The sequence below is a fragment of the Hydrocarboniphaga sp. genome (genome assembly GCF_965279055.1).
Lineage (GTDB): Bacteria > Pseudomonadota > Gammaproteobacteria > Nevskiales > Nevskiaceae > Hydrocarboniphaga.
In genome coordinates, this window is record NZ_OZ257125.1 from 506,198 (window position 1) to 519,851 (window position 13,654).

The window sequence follows — 13,654 nt, forward strand, 5'->3', positions numbered from 1 at the left end:
GTATGATCGGTCCTCATGGAGCGTCGAGCCAGGAGGCCGCGTAGTGGTGACCAAAATCAAGCCTGCATACGACGTCGTGCTGTTCGGTGCCAGTGGGTATACCGGCAAGCTGGTCGCCCAATATCTGGCGCGGCGCGGCGGCAAACCATTCAGCTGGGCGCTGGCCGGGCGCGACCTGCGCAAGCTCGAGAAGATCCGTGACAGCCTGTCTCGCATCAATCCGGCACTCGACCATATTCCGCTGATCGAGGCCAACAGTCGCGACGCCGAGTCCATGCAGCGGCTGGCGCGTGCGGCGCGCGTGGTGATCAGCACGGTCGGCCCCTACATCACCCTCGGTGAGCCGCTGGTCGCGGCCTGCGCCGAAGCCGGCACCGACTACGTGGATCTGACCGGCGAGCCCGAGTTCGTCGACAGGATGTGGCTGCGCTATCACGACATCGCGCGGGCCAGCGGCGCGCATATCGTGCATTGCTGCGGTTTCGATTCGGTGCCGCACGATCTCGGCGCGTACTTCACCGTGCGCCAGCTGCCGGAAGGCGTTCCGATCAAGCTCGAAGGTTTCGTGCGTGCCGGCGGCCGCATGTCCGGCGGCACCTTGAGCAGCGCGGTCACCGCGATGTCGCGCTGGCGGCAGATGCAGGACACGCGCAAGGAGCGCCGCAGCAAGGAGGGCAAGCCGGTCGACCGCAAGATCGGCAGCACCCATCCGCGGCTGCGTTACGACCGCCAGCTGCAGAGCTGGGTGGTGCCGATGCCGACCGTCGATCCGCTGATCGTGCTGCGCACGGCGAGCTGCGACGAGCGTTACGGCAGCGAATTCCGTTACGGCCACTACCTGCAGATGAAGAACCTGCCGATGATGGCGGCGATCGGCGGCGGCGTCGGCGCGTTGGCGCTGGCCTCGCAGATCGGCCCGGTGCGCAAGCGCCTGATGGCGCTGTCGAGCAAGGGCTATGGTCCGACCAAGGCCGAGCGCGAAGAGGGCTGGTTCTCGGTGCGCTTCATCGGCAGTGGCGGCGGCAAGACCGTCTACACCGAAGTCAGCGGCGGCGATCCGGGCTACGGCGAAACCGCGAAAATGCTCGCCGAATCGGCGCTGTGCCTGGCTTTCGACCGGCTGACGCGACGCCCCGGCGTACAGACGCCGGCGCACGTGATGGGCGAGGCGCTGATCAAGCGGCTGCAGGCCGCCGGCATCGGTTTCAATGTGCTGGAATCGCTGCAGCCCTGTGCGCTGCCACTGAGAACCGCCGAAGCATGAGCAAACTCTGGTTGTCGTTTTCCGCGATCTACGGCCTGCTCGCCGTGCTGCTCGGCGCGTTCGGCGCGCATGCGCTCAAAGCGAAGCTGTCGCCGGATCTGCTGGCGGTGTGGAAGACCGCCAACGAGTACCAGTTCTATCACGCGCTCGCGCTGGGCCTGCTTGGCTTGTTGCTGCGCGGTGCGCCGGATCGCGCACTGGACGCGGCCGGCTGGTGCTTCGTGCTCGGCGTGCTGGTGTTCAGCGGCAGCCTCTACGCGCTGGCACTGAGCAATGTACGCGTGCTCGGCGCGATCACGCCGATCGGCGGGCTGCTGTTCATCGCCGGTTGGGCGCTGATGTTTTACGCGGTGGTGCGGCGCTGAGTTTCGGCTGCTGCCGTTGCGTCCCTCGATACGCCTCGCAAGCGAGGCTACTCGGGAGGAACGGGTTTAAGTTCTAACGTTCATCCGTTCCTCCCGGGTAGCGGCTTGCCCGCGTATCGAGGGACGCCAATGCCGCTCGAATCAGGCCTTGCCCAAGGTCTTCAAAATCGATTCCGCCAACCGGTCGGAAATCTTCGCCGCCGCGCCCATTACCGTGCGTTCGGCGATCACCTGCGCCTCTTCGGCGGCCAGCGCGCGGATCGCGTCGCGGCTCTGGTCGATGCGTTCCGATTGCGCCTGCAGGCTGAGATCGAGCTGCACGCGTAGTTCCATCAGCTCTTTCTGCACGTTCTGTTCGAGGGCGCGCAGCCGTGATTCCAGCTGCTGCAGGCGGCTTTCGACATCGCCATCGATGGCGACCGCCGACGACGCCACGACCTCGATCGTCGGTGTGAGCAGCGGCGCCGGATCGCTCGCGGTCTGCGCCGGATCGAGGCTGGCGATGCCTTCACGAATGTCGCTGGCCTGATTCGCCAGCTCCTGGGCGATCCGCTCGCCGCGCGTGTCGGCGTCCAGCGGCGCGGTCACCTGGTCGTATTCCGGCAGCTTGTCGTCGTCGATCACCGAAGGAATATTGTCCGGCGCGGAAATGATTTCGCTGCGCGGCGCCAGCACGATGCCGGGCATCAGCTGGCTCAGCAGCGACGCCAGGCCCTCGCGCGTCGGCGGCTTGACCATCACCGCGGCGGCGCCCTGCGCGCGCGCTTCTTTTTCGAAGTCGGGGATTTCATCGGACAGGCACAGCACCACCGGCATCATGCGGCCGGCGGCATGCAGCTTGATCGCGCGCAGCGCTTGGAACGTGCTGTCTTCGACGTCGTGGTCGAGGAAGATCAGTTGCGGCCGGCTGCGATCCAGAAAAGCCAGCGCCGCGGCCAGATCGCCGACGCTGTCGACGGTGCATCCCAGGCTCTCCAGAAACTTGCCCAGCGCGAATCGCGCGCTGCGCGAGTCGTCCATGATCAAGACGGAGGTGGCAGCAACAGGAAGCGGGGCCGGTGCGTCGGTCATGGGGTCTCGGGGAAGGGATGCCGCAACGGCACTCTAGCATCGGCTCCGGCCGTTTCGGGTGATCGGCCAGGGCGTTTAGGCGACAATATCCCATGCGCATTGGACCTCATCTGATCGAACCGGCCGTCATGCTGGCGCCGATGGCCGGCGTCACCGACCGGCCGTTCCGCAGCCTGTGCCGCCGCCTCGGCGCCGGCCTGGTGGTGTCCGAGATGACCAGCTCCGATGCCAGCCTGTGGGACACCGACAAGTCGCGGCTGCGTCGCGATCACGCCGGTGAGGCCGGGCCGATCAGCGTGCAGATCGCCGGCTACGATCCGCAGGCGATGGCCGACGCCGCGCGTTTCAATGTCGATCACGGCGCCCAGATCATCGACATCAACATGGGTTGCCCGGCAAAAAAAGTCTGCAAGGTCGACGCCGGTTCGGCGCTGATGCGCGACGAGCCGCGCGTCGCCCTGATCCTCGACGCCGTGGTGCGCGCGGTGAACGTGCCGGTGACCTTGAAGATCCGCACCGGCTGGGCGCGCGCGCATCGCAATGGCGGGCGCATCGCGCACATCGCCCAAGACAGCGGCATTGCCGCGCTCGCGGTTCATGGCCGCACGCGCGAGGATCGCTACGAAGGCGCCGCCGAGTACGACACCATCGCCGACATCCGCCGCGCGATCCGTATTCCGCTGATCGCCAACGGCGACATCGACAGCCCGCAGAAAGCGCGCGCGGTGCTCGAGCACACCGGCGCCAGCGCGGTGATGATCGGCCGCGCGGCGCAGGGCCGGCCGTGGATTTTCCGCGAGATCGCGCATTACCTGGCAACGGGAGAACTGCTGGCGCCGCCGTCGCGTTTCGACAAGCGCCGCTGGCTACTCGAACATCTGGATCAGCTCTACGCGTTCTACGGCGAGCGTCGCGGCGTGAGAGTCGCGCGCAAGCATATCCAGTGGTACTGCGAGGCCGGCGACAGCGATGCCGCGGCGAAAGCCGCGTTTTGGGCTTCGATCAACCGCGTCGACAGCGAGGCCGAGCAGCGCGCGAGAGTCGACGAGTTTTTCTCTGAGACCCTGGGCTCCGCCGCTGCCGCCTGATCGCCTCCTGTAGGAGCGGACCCTGTCCGCGACGGCGAGGCCTCAGTCGCGGACAGGGTCCGCTCCTACAGATAAGGCCAGCGGTTAAATCGCCGGCTTCTCCAGCAAATCCAGAAACGCACGCAGCGACGGGCTGATCCAGGCGTTTTTCAGCTGCATGCGATACAGCGGCCGCAGCATCCGCAGGCCCTTGACCGGCAGCACCGCGAGAATGCCGGCCTCGACTTCGGTGCGGATCGCCAGCGCCGAGAGGATGCCGAGGCCGATGCCGGTCGCCACCGTCTGCTTGATCGCCTCGGTGCTGGCGAGCGTCATCGCTGGGCGCACCTGGATTTTTTTTGCGGCCAAGGCCTGCTCGGTGATCTCGCGCGTGCCCGAGCCGACTTCGTGCATCAGCAGCGGATTCTGCGTCAGCGCGCTCAGCGCCAGCGGCGCGTGGGCGCGCACCGGATGCGTTGCCGAGGCGATCACCACCAGTTCGTCCTGCGCGAACACGCGGTAGTCGAGGAACTCGCTGCTGACCGTGCCTTCGGCGAAGCCGATGTCGATTTCACCAGCGAGCAGCTGGGCCTCGATCGCCTTGGTGTTGTCGACCTTCAGCGACAGTTCCACGTCCGGATGCAGCCGGCGGAACGCAGCGAGGATCGGCGGCAGCAGATAGGCGCCGATGGTGCGGCTGGCGCCGATCGCGATGCGGCCGCGCGCCAGGCTTTGCAGATCGCCGAGCGCGCTTTCGGCCTCGGCCTCGATCGCGAACAGGCGGTTGGCGTAGACCAGCAGCAGCGTGCCGGCCTCGGTCAGCCGGACGCCGCGCGGCAGCCGGTCGAACAGCACCAGGCCCAGGGTCTTTTCGAACTCGCCGAGCTGCTTGGAAACCGCCGACTGGCTGATGTGCAGGTCGCGCGCGCCGGCGCTGACGCTGCCCGAGGCGGCAACGGCCTGAAAGATCGCGAGGTGGTTCAGGTTCATGATCGTGCGAGGGTTTTGTCTAAGCGCTGGCGGTTGTTGATATAAATTAAATTCAACGAACCTATGGCTATATTGCATTTTTATCATGCGAGCCGCAGGCCTACAATCGACCCTCGCCGCAGCCGCGACCTCCGCAATGCCCTCAGACGAGACCCATCGATGACCGAACAGAAAGCCACCAACGTGCACTGGCATGAAGGTGAAGTAACCCGCGCCGAACGAGGCCAGCTGCTGGGGCAGAAGGGCGCGACGATCTGGTTCACCGGCCTGTCCGGCTCGGGCAAGAGCACGGTCGCGGTCGCGCTCGAAAAAGTGCTGCACGCGCAGGGCCGCCTGGTCTATCGCCTCGACGGCGACAACGTGCGCATGGGCATCAACAAGAACCTCGGCTTCTCCGCCGAAGACCGCACCGAGAACATCCGCCGTATCGGCGAGATCGCCAAACTCTTTGTCGACGCCGGCGTGATCGTGCTGTCGAGCTTCGTCTCGCCGTACAAGGCGGACCGCGACATCGTGCGCAAGCTGCATGCTGCCGGCGAGATGGACTTCATCGAGGTCTATATCGACGTGCCGCTGGCCGAAGCCGAGAAGCGTGACCCCAAGGGCCTGTACAAGAAAGCGCGCGCCGGCGAGATCAAGAACTTCACCGGCATCAGCGATCCCTATGAAGCGCCGGAGTCGCCGGAGCTGGTTCTGCCCAGCCACGAGATGAGCCTGGAGCAGGAAGTCGAGGCGGTGATCGCGCTGCTGAAGACGCGCGGCATTTTGCCGGGCTGAGAAAAAGTCGCGGATAGGATCCGCTCCTACAGCCGCATTGCTGATGTAGGAGCGGACCCTGTCCGCGACCGCTCAGCTGCAGACGCCACCTCACCACGAATACGCAACCGAGAACCCACATGATCAAGCCCCACGGCTCCGACACCCTGAACCCGCTCTACGTCGCCGACGACGCCCAGCGCGCCGCGTTGCTCAAGGAGGCCGAATCCCTGCCGAGCCTGCTGCTGAATTCCGCTGCCGCCGCCAACGCGGTGATGCTGGCCGCCGGCTACTTCAATCCGCTGACCGGCTACATGACTCTGGCCGATGCACTAAGCGTCTGCGACTCGTTGAAGACCACCTCCGGGCTGTTCTGGCCGGTGCCGATCCTCAACGTGACCAAAGAGAGCGGCATCAAGAAGGGCAGGCTCGCTCTGCGCGATCCGAACGTCGAGGGCCATCCGGTGCTCGCGATCATGGACGTTCAGGGCATCGAGTCCGTCAGCGCCGAGCAGTTGCAGGCGATGGCCAAGCAGATCTTCGGCAACACCGACGCCAAGCACCCCGGCGTCGCCACCTTCACCGATCTGGGCAACACCGTGCTCAGCGGTCCGATCCAGGTCCTGAGCTACAGCTACTTCAAGGACGAGTTCCCGGAAACCTTCCGCACCGCGGTCGAGATCCGCGACGAGATCAGCAAGCGTGGCTGGAAGAAAGTGGTGGCGTTCCAGACGCGCAACCCGATGCACCGCGCGCACGAGGAGCTGTGCCGCATGGCCAAGGAGCGCCTCAACGCCGACGGCATCGTGATTCACATGCTGCTCGGCAAGCTCAAGGCCGGCGACATTCCCGCCGACGTGCGCGACGCCTGCATCCGCACGATGGTCGAGCACTACTTCGAGCCGAACACGGTGATGATCACCGGCTATGGTTTCGACATGCTCTACGCCGGCCCGCGCGAAGCGGTGCTGCATGCGGTGTTCCGCCAGAACATGGGCACGGATTACCTGATCGTCGGCCGCGATCACGCCGGCGTCGGCGATTACTACGGCCCGTTCGACGCGCAGACGATCTTCGACGAGCAGGTGCCGGCCGGTGCACTGGCGATCGAAATCTTCCGCGCCGACAATACCGCCTTCAGCAAGAAGCTCGGCCGCGTGGTGATGATGCGCGAAGCGCCGGACCACGTGCCGGACGACTTCATCGCGCTGAGCGGCACCAAGGTGCGCGCGATGCTCGGTGCCGGCATTGCGCCGCCGCCGGAATTCTCGCGCCCGGAAGTGGCCAAGGTGCTGATGGAGTACTACCAGATCGTCGACGCCGGCAAGGCCTGAGGCCGTCATGAGCACGAGCACGCGCTACATCGATGTCTTCAACGGCGATGCCGACGGCATCTGCGCGCTGACACAGCTGCACCTGGACCAGCCGCGTGCGGACGCGCGCCTGATCACCGGCGTCAAGCGCGACATCGAACTGCTCGATCAGGTTACGGCGCAGGCCGGCGACAGGATCACCGTGCTCGACGTGTCGCTGGACAAGAACCGCGAGCCGCTGAAACGCGCGCTCGCGGCCGGCGCCGAGGTGCTGTACGTCGATCATCATTTCGCCGGCGAAATTCCGCAGGACGACAGGCTGACCGCAATCATCAACGAGGCGCCGGATGTCTGCACCAGCCTGCTGGTCAACGGGCATCTGAAGAATCGTTTCCTGGCCTGGGCAGTCGTCGGCGCATTCGGCGACAACCTGAAGGCGAGTGCCGAGATCATGGCAAAGCACCTGGACATCAGTGAAGCGCAGACGCGCCAGCTCGAGGATCTGGGCACGTACATGAACTACAACGGCTACGGCGAGCGCATCGAGGATCTGCATTTTTCGCCGGAGGACTTGTTCCGGCTGGTCAGCGTGCATGCCACGCCGTTCGGTTTCCTCAGCGACGGCAAGGCGCATTTCCAGAAACTCGCCGACGGCTACAACACCGACATGGCCAAGGCCGAATCGACCCGGCCGGAATCGGTGTCGACCGAGCACGCGGCGCTGCTGATCCTGCCGGACGCGGCCTGGGCGCGGCGCGTCAGCGGCGTCTACAGCAACGACCTGACCAACCTGTATCCGGATCGCGCCCACGCGGTGCTCACCGAAAAGAGCAATGGCCATTACCTGATCAGCGTGCGCGCGCCGCTCAACCGCAAGAAGGGTGCGGATGAGCTGTGCCGCAAGTTCCCTAGCGGTGGTGGTCGCGCCGCAGCGGCCGGCATCAACGATCTGCCGGCATCTCAGTTCGAGGCCTTCGCCAAGGCGTTCACCGAGCAGTACGCGGTCTGATCCCTTTGGGCTGACCCGCGCCGGGGCCCGATGGCTCCGGCGTTTTTGCTTGCGCGGCCAGATATACCCGGCGCAAAAAAAAGGCGCATCGGTCAGCCCGACGCGCCTCAGCTACAACCAAACTATCTTCAGGCTTTCTTCTTTGCGACTTTCTTTGCGACTTTCTTGGCAGCTTTCGTTGCCTTCTTCGCGACCTTCTTGACGGCCTTTTTAACGGCCTTCTTGGCGGTCTTTTTCGCCGGAGCCTTCTTCGCCGGAGCCTTCTTCGCCGCGGCCTTCTTGGCCGGGGCCTTCTTCGCCGCAGCCTTCTTCGCAACAGCCATGACAACCTCCTTGCAAAGACATCGAGACCAGTCGATTACGACAACCGCAATCATCCTTAGCCACGTCCTATCGTGTCATTAGCTATTTCAAAACACAAGATGTAGTGGCCGGACAAAAGTCAATACGAAAACCGAGGTCCGTCTAAAACATTCGCTTCACTCGCCCGGCGGCAGCGCCAGACGCTCGGCAATCACGCGCAGGACCTCGCGGTTGAACACCAGGCCCATATGCGATCCGGCGACCTCGACGTTTTCGGTAAATCGCGTTTTTTCCTCGACAGAACAGGGCCAGGCGACGATTCCGTCGCTGCGTGTGTAGATCGAAGTGCAAGGCACTGGCGGCGGATTTTTTCGTTTCAGAAATCCTTCGACGTCGGTCTTCACCGCGCGTCCGCGGTTGGCGATTTTGAACAGCGTGACCATGTTGTTGGCGTCCGGATTTCCGTTGAACGGACTGCCCAAAGTGATCACTCTGCGCACCAGCGCGCTCTGATGGCGCGCCATTTCGCGCACGAACACACCGCCGAGCGACCAGCCGATCAGGCTTACCGGGGTCTCGTAACGCTCGTGCATTTGCTCGAGCCGCAAGGTCAGCGCGTGCTTCAGCTTGGGTCGCATGCCGAGGTTGGTGCCGCAGTCCCAGCCATGCGTGGCGTAACCGAGTTTCTCCAGGGCTTTGCGCAGCGGCGCGGTGACGCGATCGTTGGCGCCGAAACCCGGCACCACCATCACCGGATGGCCGTCGCCGCGCGGCAGCTTGCGGGTGCCAGCGCCGCGCAGCACGAAGTCGGCGGCTTCGAACAGCGCGCGTGTTTCCATCGCCAGCAGCTTCCACGACGGCGCTTCGATAGCGGGTAGTTGAGTCTCGGTCTGGCTCATGTGCGTTCTCGGCGGCGATGTTGCGCGAGTGTAGGGCCGCGCCTCTTGTAAGTCCTGTGCGGCTTTGGCTAGACTCCGCGCCATCGCTGAAACCGGCCCGCGTTGCGGGCCCATCAAAAGCAAAAGAACGCCAAGCAAAAATGAAGCTGATTATTAAAGCCGCCCTCGTAGTAGTGCTCGTCGTAATGGACGCGCCGTAGGGGTGTTGCACGCTTGAAAAAACCCCCGCCGGCAAAACCGGCGGGGGTTTTTTGTTATCCGCGCCGGTTTTTTCGACGGGTCCATCGCAGCAGGGATTCGTGAAATGACCATCAGACTCAACGGCGCACAGCTCATCGTCCAATTGCTGGAACGGCAGGGTGTCGAGCTCGTCGCCGGCATTCCCGGCGGCGCCCTGCTGCCGCTGTACGAGGCGCTCGACGGCGCCGCCCGGCTGCGTCACGTGCTGACGCGTCACGAGCAGGGTGCCGGCTTTGTCGCGCAGGGCATCGCCCGCATCAGCGGTCGTGCCGGCGTGTGCCTGGCCACGTCCGGCCCGGGCGCGACCAACCTGGTCACCGCGATCGCCGACGCCAAGCTCGACTCGGTGCCGCTGGTCTGCATCACCGGACAGGTGCCGCAGGCGCTGATCGGCACCGACGCATTCCAGGAAGTGAAGACCGGCCACATCGTCGACACGATCACCAAGGCCAATTTCATGGCGCGCTCGGCCGCCGAGCTGATCGACCTGCTGCCCGAAGCCTTCCGCATCGCCGAGACCGGACGTCCCGGCCCGGTGCTGCTCGACGTGCCGAAAGACGTGCAGCGCGAAGTCATCGAAGTGGAGCTGCACAAGCTCCCGCAGCGCCGCGAGCGCGCGGTCGTCGCGCCGGACATGGATGCGATCCGCCTCGCCGCCGGGATGATCGCGCGCGCCGAAAAGCCCTTGCTCTACCTCGGTGGCGGCGTGGTGAAGAGCCGCGGCGCTTATGCGGCGCGTGCGTTGGCCGAGGCCGGCGATCTGCCGACGACCAGCACCCTGATGGCGCTCGGCAGCCTGCCGCCGGCGCATCCGCTGAACTTAGGCATGCTCGGCATGCACGGCGCGCAGGCGACCAATCGGGCGATCGACGAATGCGATCTGCTGATCGCGGTCGGCGCGCGCTTCGACGATCGCGCCACCGGCCGCGCCGACACTTTCGCGCCGAATGCGCGCGTGATCCATATCGACGCCGACCGGCGCGAGTTCGGCAAGATCCGCAAGCCGACCCTGGCGATCGAGGCCGATGCGCGGCTGGCGCTGGAAGCGCTGGTGCGCGCGATGCCGCCGCGTTCGCGCGCCACCTGGCGCGCGCGCGTCTCTGAGTTGCAACGCGCTTATCCGTCGGCGACCACGCAGCCGAGCGTCGAGGCGCGCACGCCGTTCGGCGTGATTCGCGCGGTCGCCGAACTGGCTGGCCCGAATGCGGCGGTCACCACCGATGTCGGCCAGCATCAGATGTGGGTGGCGCAGGCTTATCCGTTCATGCGGCCGGATCGCTGGCTGACGTCCGGCGGTCTGGGCACGATGGGCTTCGGCCTGCCGGCTGCGATCGGCGCCGCGCTGGCGCTGCCGGAAGAACCCGTGGTCTGCTTCACCGGCGACGGCAGCCTGCTGATGAACATCCAGGAGCTGGCGACGCTGGCCGAGCTGCAGTGCAACGTCAAGATCGTGCTGATCGACAACGGCGCGCTGGGCATGGTGCGCCAGCAGCAGAAGCTGTTTCATCGTCACCGTTATATCGGCTCGAGCTTCGAACGTCCGACCGATTTCTGCGCGGTGGCGCGCGCCTTCGGCGTGCCCGCGCTGGATCTGGGCGCCGCCAGCGATCCGATGCTGATTCTCAGCGAAGCCTTCGCAGTGCCGGGTCCGGCGCTGATCCGCGTTCCCGTTTCCGCCGACCGGCAAGTGATGCCGATGGTCGCGCCTGGCCGTTCCAACATCGAGGTGATCCCGTCATGAGTCTCTCCAGCCTGCATTCCCAGAATCCGAGCCAAGCTGCCAAGCGTGGCGCGCGTTGGCCGCAATCGCTGCCCGAGCCGGAAGCGCTCGGTTTCGGCCGCTACGTCGCGCCGTTCATCGTCGTCGCCGAGCACGACGAGCACGGCGGTTGGTCCGCGCCGCAGGTGAGGCCGCGCGAAGCGGTGCAACTCGACGTCGCCAGCGGCGCGCTGCAATACGGCCTGTCGGTGTTCGAGGGGCTGAAGGCTTTTCGTGATGCCGCCGATGAGCTGCATCTGTTCCGGCCGCGCGATCACATCCGCCGCCTGCAGCGCAGCGCGGAGCGCCTGAGCCTGCCGGCGATCAGCGAGGAACTGCTGATGAAGATGGCCTTGCGCGCCGTCGAAGTGCATCGCGACTGGGTGCCGCCGCATGGTCGCGGCTCGCTGTACCTGCGGCCGACTCTGTATGCCTGCGAGGAGTCGCTGGGACTGCGCCGCGCCGCCCGGCATGCGCTGAGCATCGTCGCGACGCCGTGCTCGTCGCCGGATACCTCGGTGCCGAAGCGCCTGTGGGCCGAGCGCGAACTGGTGCGTGCCGCCATCGGCGGGCTCGGCGCGGCGAAGACGGCGGCGAACTACGCCGCGAGCCTTTACGGCGCGCAGCGTGCGCGACTTAGAGGCTGCGACGACGCCTTGTGGCTGGACGCAGCCGAGCACCAGTATCTGGGCGAGGCCGGCACGATGAACGTGTTCGTCGCCCTGCCGGGCCGCGTGCTGACTCCGCCGCTGGACGGCACCATCCTCGCCGGCATCACCCGCGCTTCGATCATGCAGCTGCTCGGCGAGTTCGGCGTGCGCTTTGAGGAGACGGCGATTTCCCTGGACGATCTGCAGCGCTGGCAGCGCTCCGGCGGCCTGCGCGAAATCTTCGGTGTCGGCACCGCGGCGCGTGTCGCACCGGTGTCGGAGATCGTCTGGGAGAACACCGGCGTGCGGCCGCACGGCGGCGATCTGGCCGCGCGCCTGTCGCAGCGTCTTGCCGAGTTGCAGGACGGCGCGGGCGAAGATCCTTACGGCTGGCGGGTTGCAGTGGCGCCGCGCGAAGCAACGGAATCCGCGCTGCTCGCCGAGGCCGTTTAAAGTAGCGCTCCTTTCGACCGACAGCGGAGAGCACGACGATGAAACTCTATTACGCGCAGGGCGCCTGTTCGCTGGCGCCGCATATCACCGCCGAAGAGTGCGGGCTGAAGCTCGACATCGTCAAAGTCGACCTGCGCGTGAAGCAGACCGAGGCCGGCGTGGACTACAACAGCGTCAATGCCAAGGGCTACGTGCCGGCGCTGCAGATGGACGACGGCAGCCTGCTCACCGAGACCCAGGTGATCGTGCAGTACCTCGCCGATCTCAGGCCGGAAGCGGGCCTGGCGCCGAAAGCCGGCAGCGTCGAGCGTTATCGTCTGCAGGAATGGCTGGCTTACATCGCCGGCGAAATCCACAAGAACGTCGGCGGCCTGTTCCGCGCGGCGCCGGATGGCCGCGAGGCGCTGATCGCCAACGCCAACCGCCGTCTCGAATTCGCCGCGAGCGCGCTGCGCCAGCAACCCTGGCTGATGGGCGAGGCGTTCAGCGTCGCCGACATTTATCTGTACGTGGTGCTGAGCTGGGCGCCGATGCTCAAGTTCGACCTGTCGCCGTTCCCGGCGCTGCAGGATTTCTTCGCCCGAGTCGCGGCGCGTCCGGCGGTGCAGCAGGCTCGCCGCGATGAAGGCTTGCCGGCTTAGGCGCGAGAAAAAAGCCGATCAGATCGACGGCGCGTCGCGATCGAAAGCGTCGAAGTAGTTCAGCGCGTTCTCCAGCGCATCGAGCCGGCGCACCTGCCCGCATAAGGCGTCGGCGTCGCGCTCGAGCTGATTGCCGCGCTGCTCGACGTGGGTGTCGACCAGTTTCTCGACCCGATCGGCGCGCGCTTCGATAAGCGAAGGCGCGAACAGGGACATCGCCACCAGCTTGGCGACGCCGCCGCTGATCTGCACCGCCGCCTCTGCGGCGATCTGGTCGATGGCGCTGTCGAGTTCCTCGTCATAGTCCTTGCCGAGCATCTTCGCCGGCAGGTGCTTGCCGTCGAGCTGCTGCTCGAGCCTGGCGCGCACGCCGTCGAAGCGGCTCAGCAAATTCTTGCCGTTGTCGTCGTCGCCGGTCAGCGCGCTGATGGCCAGCACCGCACTTTCGATGCCGAGCTGCGCGCCTTCCAGCGCCACATGGCTGACGTTGCGGGTGAAGCCGCTCAGCTCCTTGCGATAGTCCGACAGGCGCTGGCGCTCGATCGCCGTCAGCGCGCGCTCGCTGCCGCCGACCCACAGCCGCTCACCGACGATATCGATATCTGGCGCGCTTCTGGCGTTGCGCAAATGGGCACTGTCGCCGTCGATGTCGATGTCGTAACGCATCCGGTAGTCGCAGAGCTGCGAGGTCGAGGCGTTGCCGGCCCGGGCCGGCAGGCTCAGGCCGCACAGCATCAGGGTGGCGATGGGCAGCAGGGCTTTGATGCGCATGGTCGAACTCGGAACGGTCGGGATTTCCTCAGGCAATGGCAAGCCTCGTTCCATTATTGTGGTGCTATAAAATCAATGACTTGCAATATGGGTTCTGAATTCG

Annotated in this window: 14 protein-coding genes; 9 read left to right on the forward strand and 5 right to left on the reverse strand. The window is 65.7% G+C overall.

What is annotated here, in order from left to right; translation table 11 throughout:
* The first annotated feature begins 43 nt into the window (after nt 1-43).
* Both ACQZF9_RS02420 and ACQZF9_RS02425 read left to right on the forward strand, forming a co-directional pair.
* A complete protein-coding gene (locus tag ACQZF9_RS02420; protein ID WP_428311685.1) occupies nt 44-1,264 on the forward strand; it encodes a saccharopine dehydrogenase family protein in 1,221 nt (406 codons plus the stop codon).
* Nucleotides 1,261-1,629, forward strand: a complete 369-nt coding sequence (locus ACQZF9_RS02425) for a DUF423 domain-containing protein (protein WP_428311686.1) — start codon at nt 1,261-1,263, stop codon at nt 1,627-1,629. The genes ACQZF9_RS02420 and ACQZF9_RS02425 overlap by 4 nt, the downstream gene beginning before the upstream one ends.
* A gap of 141 nt (nt 1,630-1,770) precedes the next feature.
* On the opposite strand, the gene ACQZF9_RS02430 is transcribed toward ACQZF9_RS02425, so the two are convergent.
* The gene (locus tag ACQZF9_RS02430; protein ID WP_428311687.1) at nt 1,771-2,649 is read right to left on the reverse strand and encodes a response regulator; all 879 of its coding nucleotides are present in this window, start codon (nt 2,647-2,649) and stop codon (nt 1,771-1,773) included.
* A 143-nt stretch (nt 2,650-2,792) separates the two neighbouring features.
* Here ACQZF9_RS02430 and dusB point away from each other — a divergent pair, with 143 nt between their 5' ends.
* Nucleotides 2,793-3,788 (forward strand): tRNA dihydrouridine synthase DusB, encoded by a 996-nt coding sequence (gene dusB / locus ACQZF9_RS02435; RefSeq protein ID WP_428311688.1) that lies wholly within the window; start codon nt 2,793-2,795, stop codon nt 3,786-3,788.
* A gap of 84 nt (nt 3,789-3,872) precedes the next feature.
* Here the strand turns inward: dusB and ACQZF9_RS02440 are convergent, their stop codons facing one another.
* A complete protein-coding gene (locus ACQZF9_RS02440) occupies nt 3,873-4,757 on the reverse strand; it encodes a LysR substrate-binding domain-containing protein (protein WP_428311689.1) in 885 nt (294 codons plus the stop codon).
* Nucleotides 4,758-4,916: 159 nt separating this feature from the next.
* Between ACQZF9_RS02440 and cysC the strand changes: the two genes are divergently transcribed.
* The 3 genes from cysC to ACQZF9_RS02455 all read left to right on the forward strand — a co-directional run bounded on the left by cysC (nt 4,917) and on the right by ACQZF9_RS02455 (nt 7,835).
* Entirely contained in the window at nt 4,917-5,534 is a 618-nt protein-coding gene (cysC, locus tag ACQZF9_RS02445; protein ID WP_428311690.1) for an adenylyl-sulfate kinase, read from the forward strand.
* 119 nt (nt 5,535-5,653) lie between these two features.
* On the forward strand, nt 5,654-6,847 hold the full coding sequence (sat, locus tag ACQZF9_RS02450; protein ID WP_428311691.1) for a sulfate adenylyltransferase: 1,194 nt from the start codon (nt 5,654-5,656) through the stop codon (nt 6,845-6,847).
* Between the two features lie 7 nt (nt 6,848-6,854).
* Nucleotides 6,855-7,835 carry a DHH family phosphoesterase gene (locus ACQZF9_RS02455; protein ID WP_428311692.1) on the forward strand — a complete coding sequence of 327 codons (981 nt, stop codon included), beginning with the start codon at nt 6,855-6,857 and terminating at the stop codon, nt 7,833-7,835.
* A 128-nt stretch (nt 7,836-7,963) separates the two neighbouring features.
* Here ACQZF9_RS02455 and ACQZF9_RS02460 read toward each other — a convergent pair whose 3' ends face one another.
* On the reverse strand, nt 7,964-8,158 hold the full coding sequence (locus ACQZF9_RS02460) for a hypothetical protein (protein ID WP_428311693.1): 195 nt from the start codon (nt 8,156-8,158) through the stop codon (nt 7,964-7,966).
* Nucleotides 8,159-8,314: 156 nt separating this feature from the next.
* Nucleotides 8,315-9,037: an alpha/beta hydrolase gene (locus ACQZF9_RS02465; RefSeq protein WP_428311694.1), complete on the reverse strand. Its 723-nt coding sequence runs from the start codon at nt 9,035-9,037 to the stop codon at nt 8,315-8,317.
* Between the two features lie 304 nt (nt 9,038-9,341).
* On the opposite strand from ACQZF9_RS02465, the gene ilvB reads away from it, so the two are divergent.
* The 3 genes from ilvB to gstA are packed head-to-tail and all read left to right on the forward strand — an operon-like array spanning nt 9,342 to nt 12,780.
* Entirely contained in the window at nt 9,342-11,018 is a 1,677-nt protein-coding gene (ilvB, locus tag ACQZF9_RS02470; RefSeq protein ID WP_428311695.1) for a biosynthetic-type acetolactate synthase large subunit, read from the forward strand.
* Entirely contained in the window at nt 11,015-12,139 is a 1,125-nt protein-coding gene (locus ACQZF9_RS02475) for a branched-chain amino acid aminotransferase (protein ID WP_428311696.1), read from the forward strand. The genes ilvB and ACQZF9_RS02475 overlap by 4 nt, the downstream gene beginning before the upstream one ends.
* 38 nt (nt 12,140-12,177) lie before the next feature.
* Nucleotides 12,178-12,780 (forward strand): glutathione transferase GstA, encoded by a 603-nt coding sequence (gene gstA / locus ACQZF9_RS02480; RefSeq protein ID WP_428311697.1) that lies wholly within the window; start codon nt 12,178-12,180, stop codon nt 12,778-12,780.
* An 18-nt stretch (nt 12,781-12,798) separates the two neighbouring features.
* Here the strand turns inward: gstA and ACQZF9_RS02485 are convergent, their stop codons facing one another.
* On the reverse strand, nt 12,799-13,551 hold the full coding sequence (locus ACQZF9_RS02485; RefSeq protein ID WP_428311698.1) for a DUF2884 family protein: 753 nt from the start codon (nt 13,549-13,551) through the stop codon (nt 12,799-12,801).
* Nucleotides 13,552-13,654 lie beyond the last annotated feature (103 nt).

Excerpts from the sequence above, each read along its gene's own strand:
- ACQZF9_RS02465 (WP_428311694.1), bottom strand. The coding sequence starts at position 9,037 with ATGAGCCAGACCGAGACTCAACTACCCGCTATCGAAGCGCCGTCGTGG.
- ACQZF9_RS02460 (WP_428311693.1), bottom strand. The coding sequence starts at position 8,158 with ATGGCTGTTGCGAAGAAGGCTGCGGCGAAGAAGGCCCCGGCCAAGAAG.
- ACQZF9_RS02430 (WP_428311687.1), bottom strand. The coding sequence starts at position 2,649 with ATGGACGACTCGCGCAGCGCGCGATTCGCGCTGGGCAAGTTTCTGGAG.
- cysC (WP_428311690.1), top strand. The coding sequence starts at position 4,917 with ATGACCGAACAGAAAGCCACCAACGTGCACTGGCATGAAGGTGAAGTA.
- ACQZF9_RS02440 (WP_428311689.1), bottom strand. The coding sequence starts at position 4,757 with ATGAACCTGAACCACCTCGCGATCTTTCAGGCCGTTGCCGCCTCGGGC.
- ACQZF9_RS02455 (WP_428311692.1), top strand. The coding sequence starts at position 6,855 with ATGAGCACGAGCACGCGCTACATCGATGTCTTCAACGGCGATGCCGAC.
- ilvB (WP_428311695.1), top strand. The coding sequence starts at position 9,342 with ATGACCATCAGACTCAACGGCGCACAGCTCATCGTCCAATTGCTGGAA.
- sat (WP_428311691.1), top strand. The coding sequence starts at position 5,654 with ATGATCAAGCCCCACGGCTCCGACACCCTGAACCCGCTCTACGTCGCC.
- dusB (WP_428311688.1), top strand. The coding sequence starts at position 2,793 with ATGCGCATTGGACCTCATCTGATCGAACCGGCCGTCATGCTGGCGCCG.
- ACQZF9_RS02475 (WP_428311696.1), top strand. The coding sequence starts at position 11,015 with ATGAGTCTCTCCAGCCTGCATTCCCAGAATCCGAGCCAAGCTGCCAAG.
- gstA (WP_428311697.1), top strand. The coding sequence starts at position 12,178 with ATGAAACTCTATTACGCGCAGGGCGCCTGTTCGCTGGCGCCGCATATC.
- ACQZF9_RS02485 (WP_428311698.1), bottom strand. The coding sequence starts at position 13,551 with ATGCGCATCAAAGCCCTGCTGCCCATCGCCACCCTGATGCTGTGCGGC.
- ACQZF9_RS02425 (WP_428311686.1), top strand. The coding sequence starts at position 1,261 with ATGAGCAAACTCTGGTTGTCGTTTTCCGCGATCTACGGCCTGCTCGCC.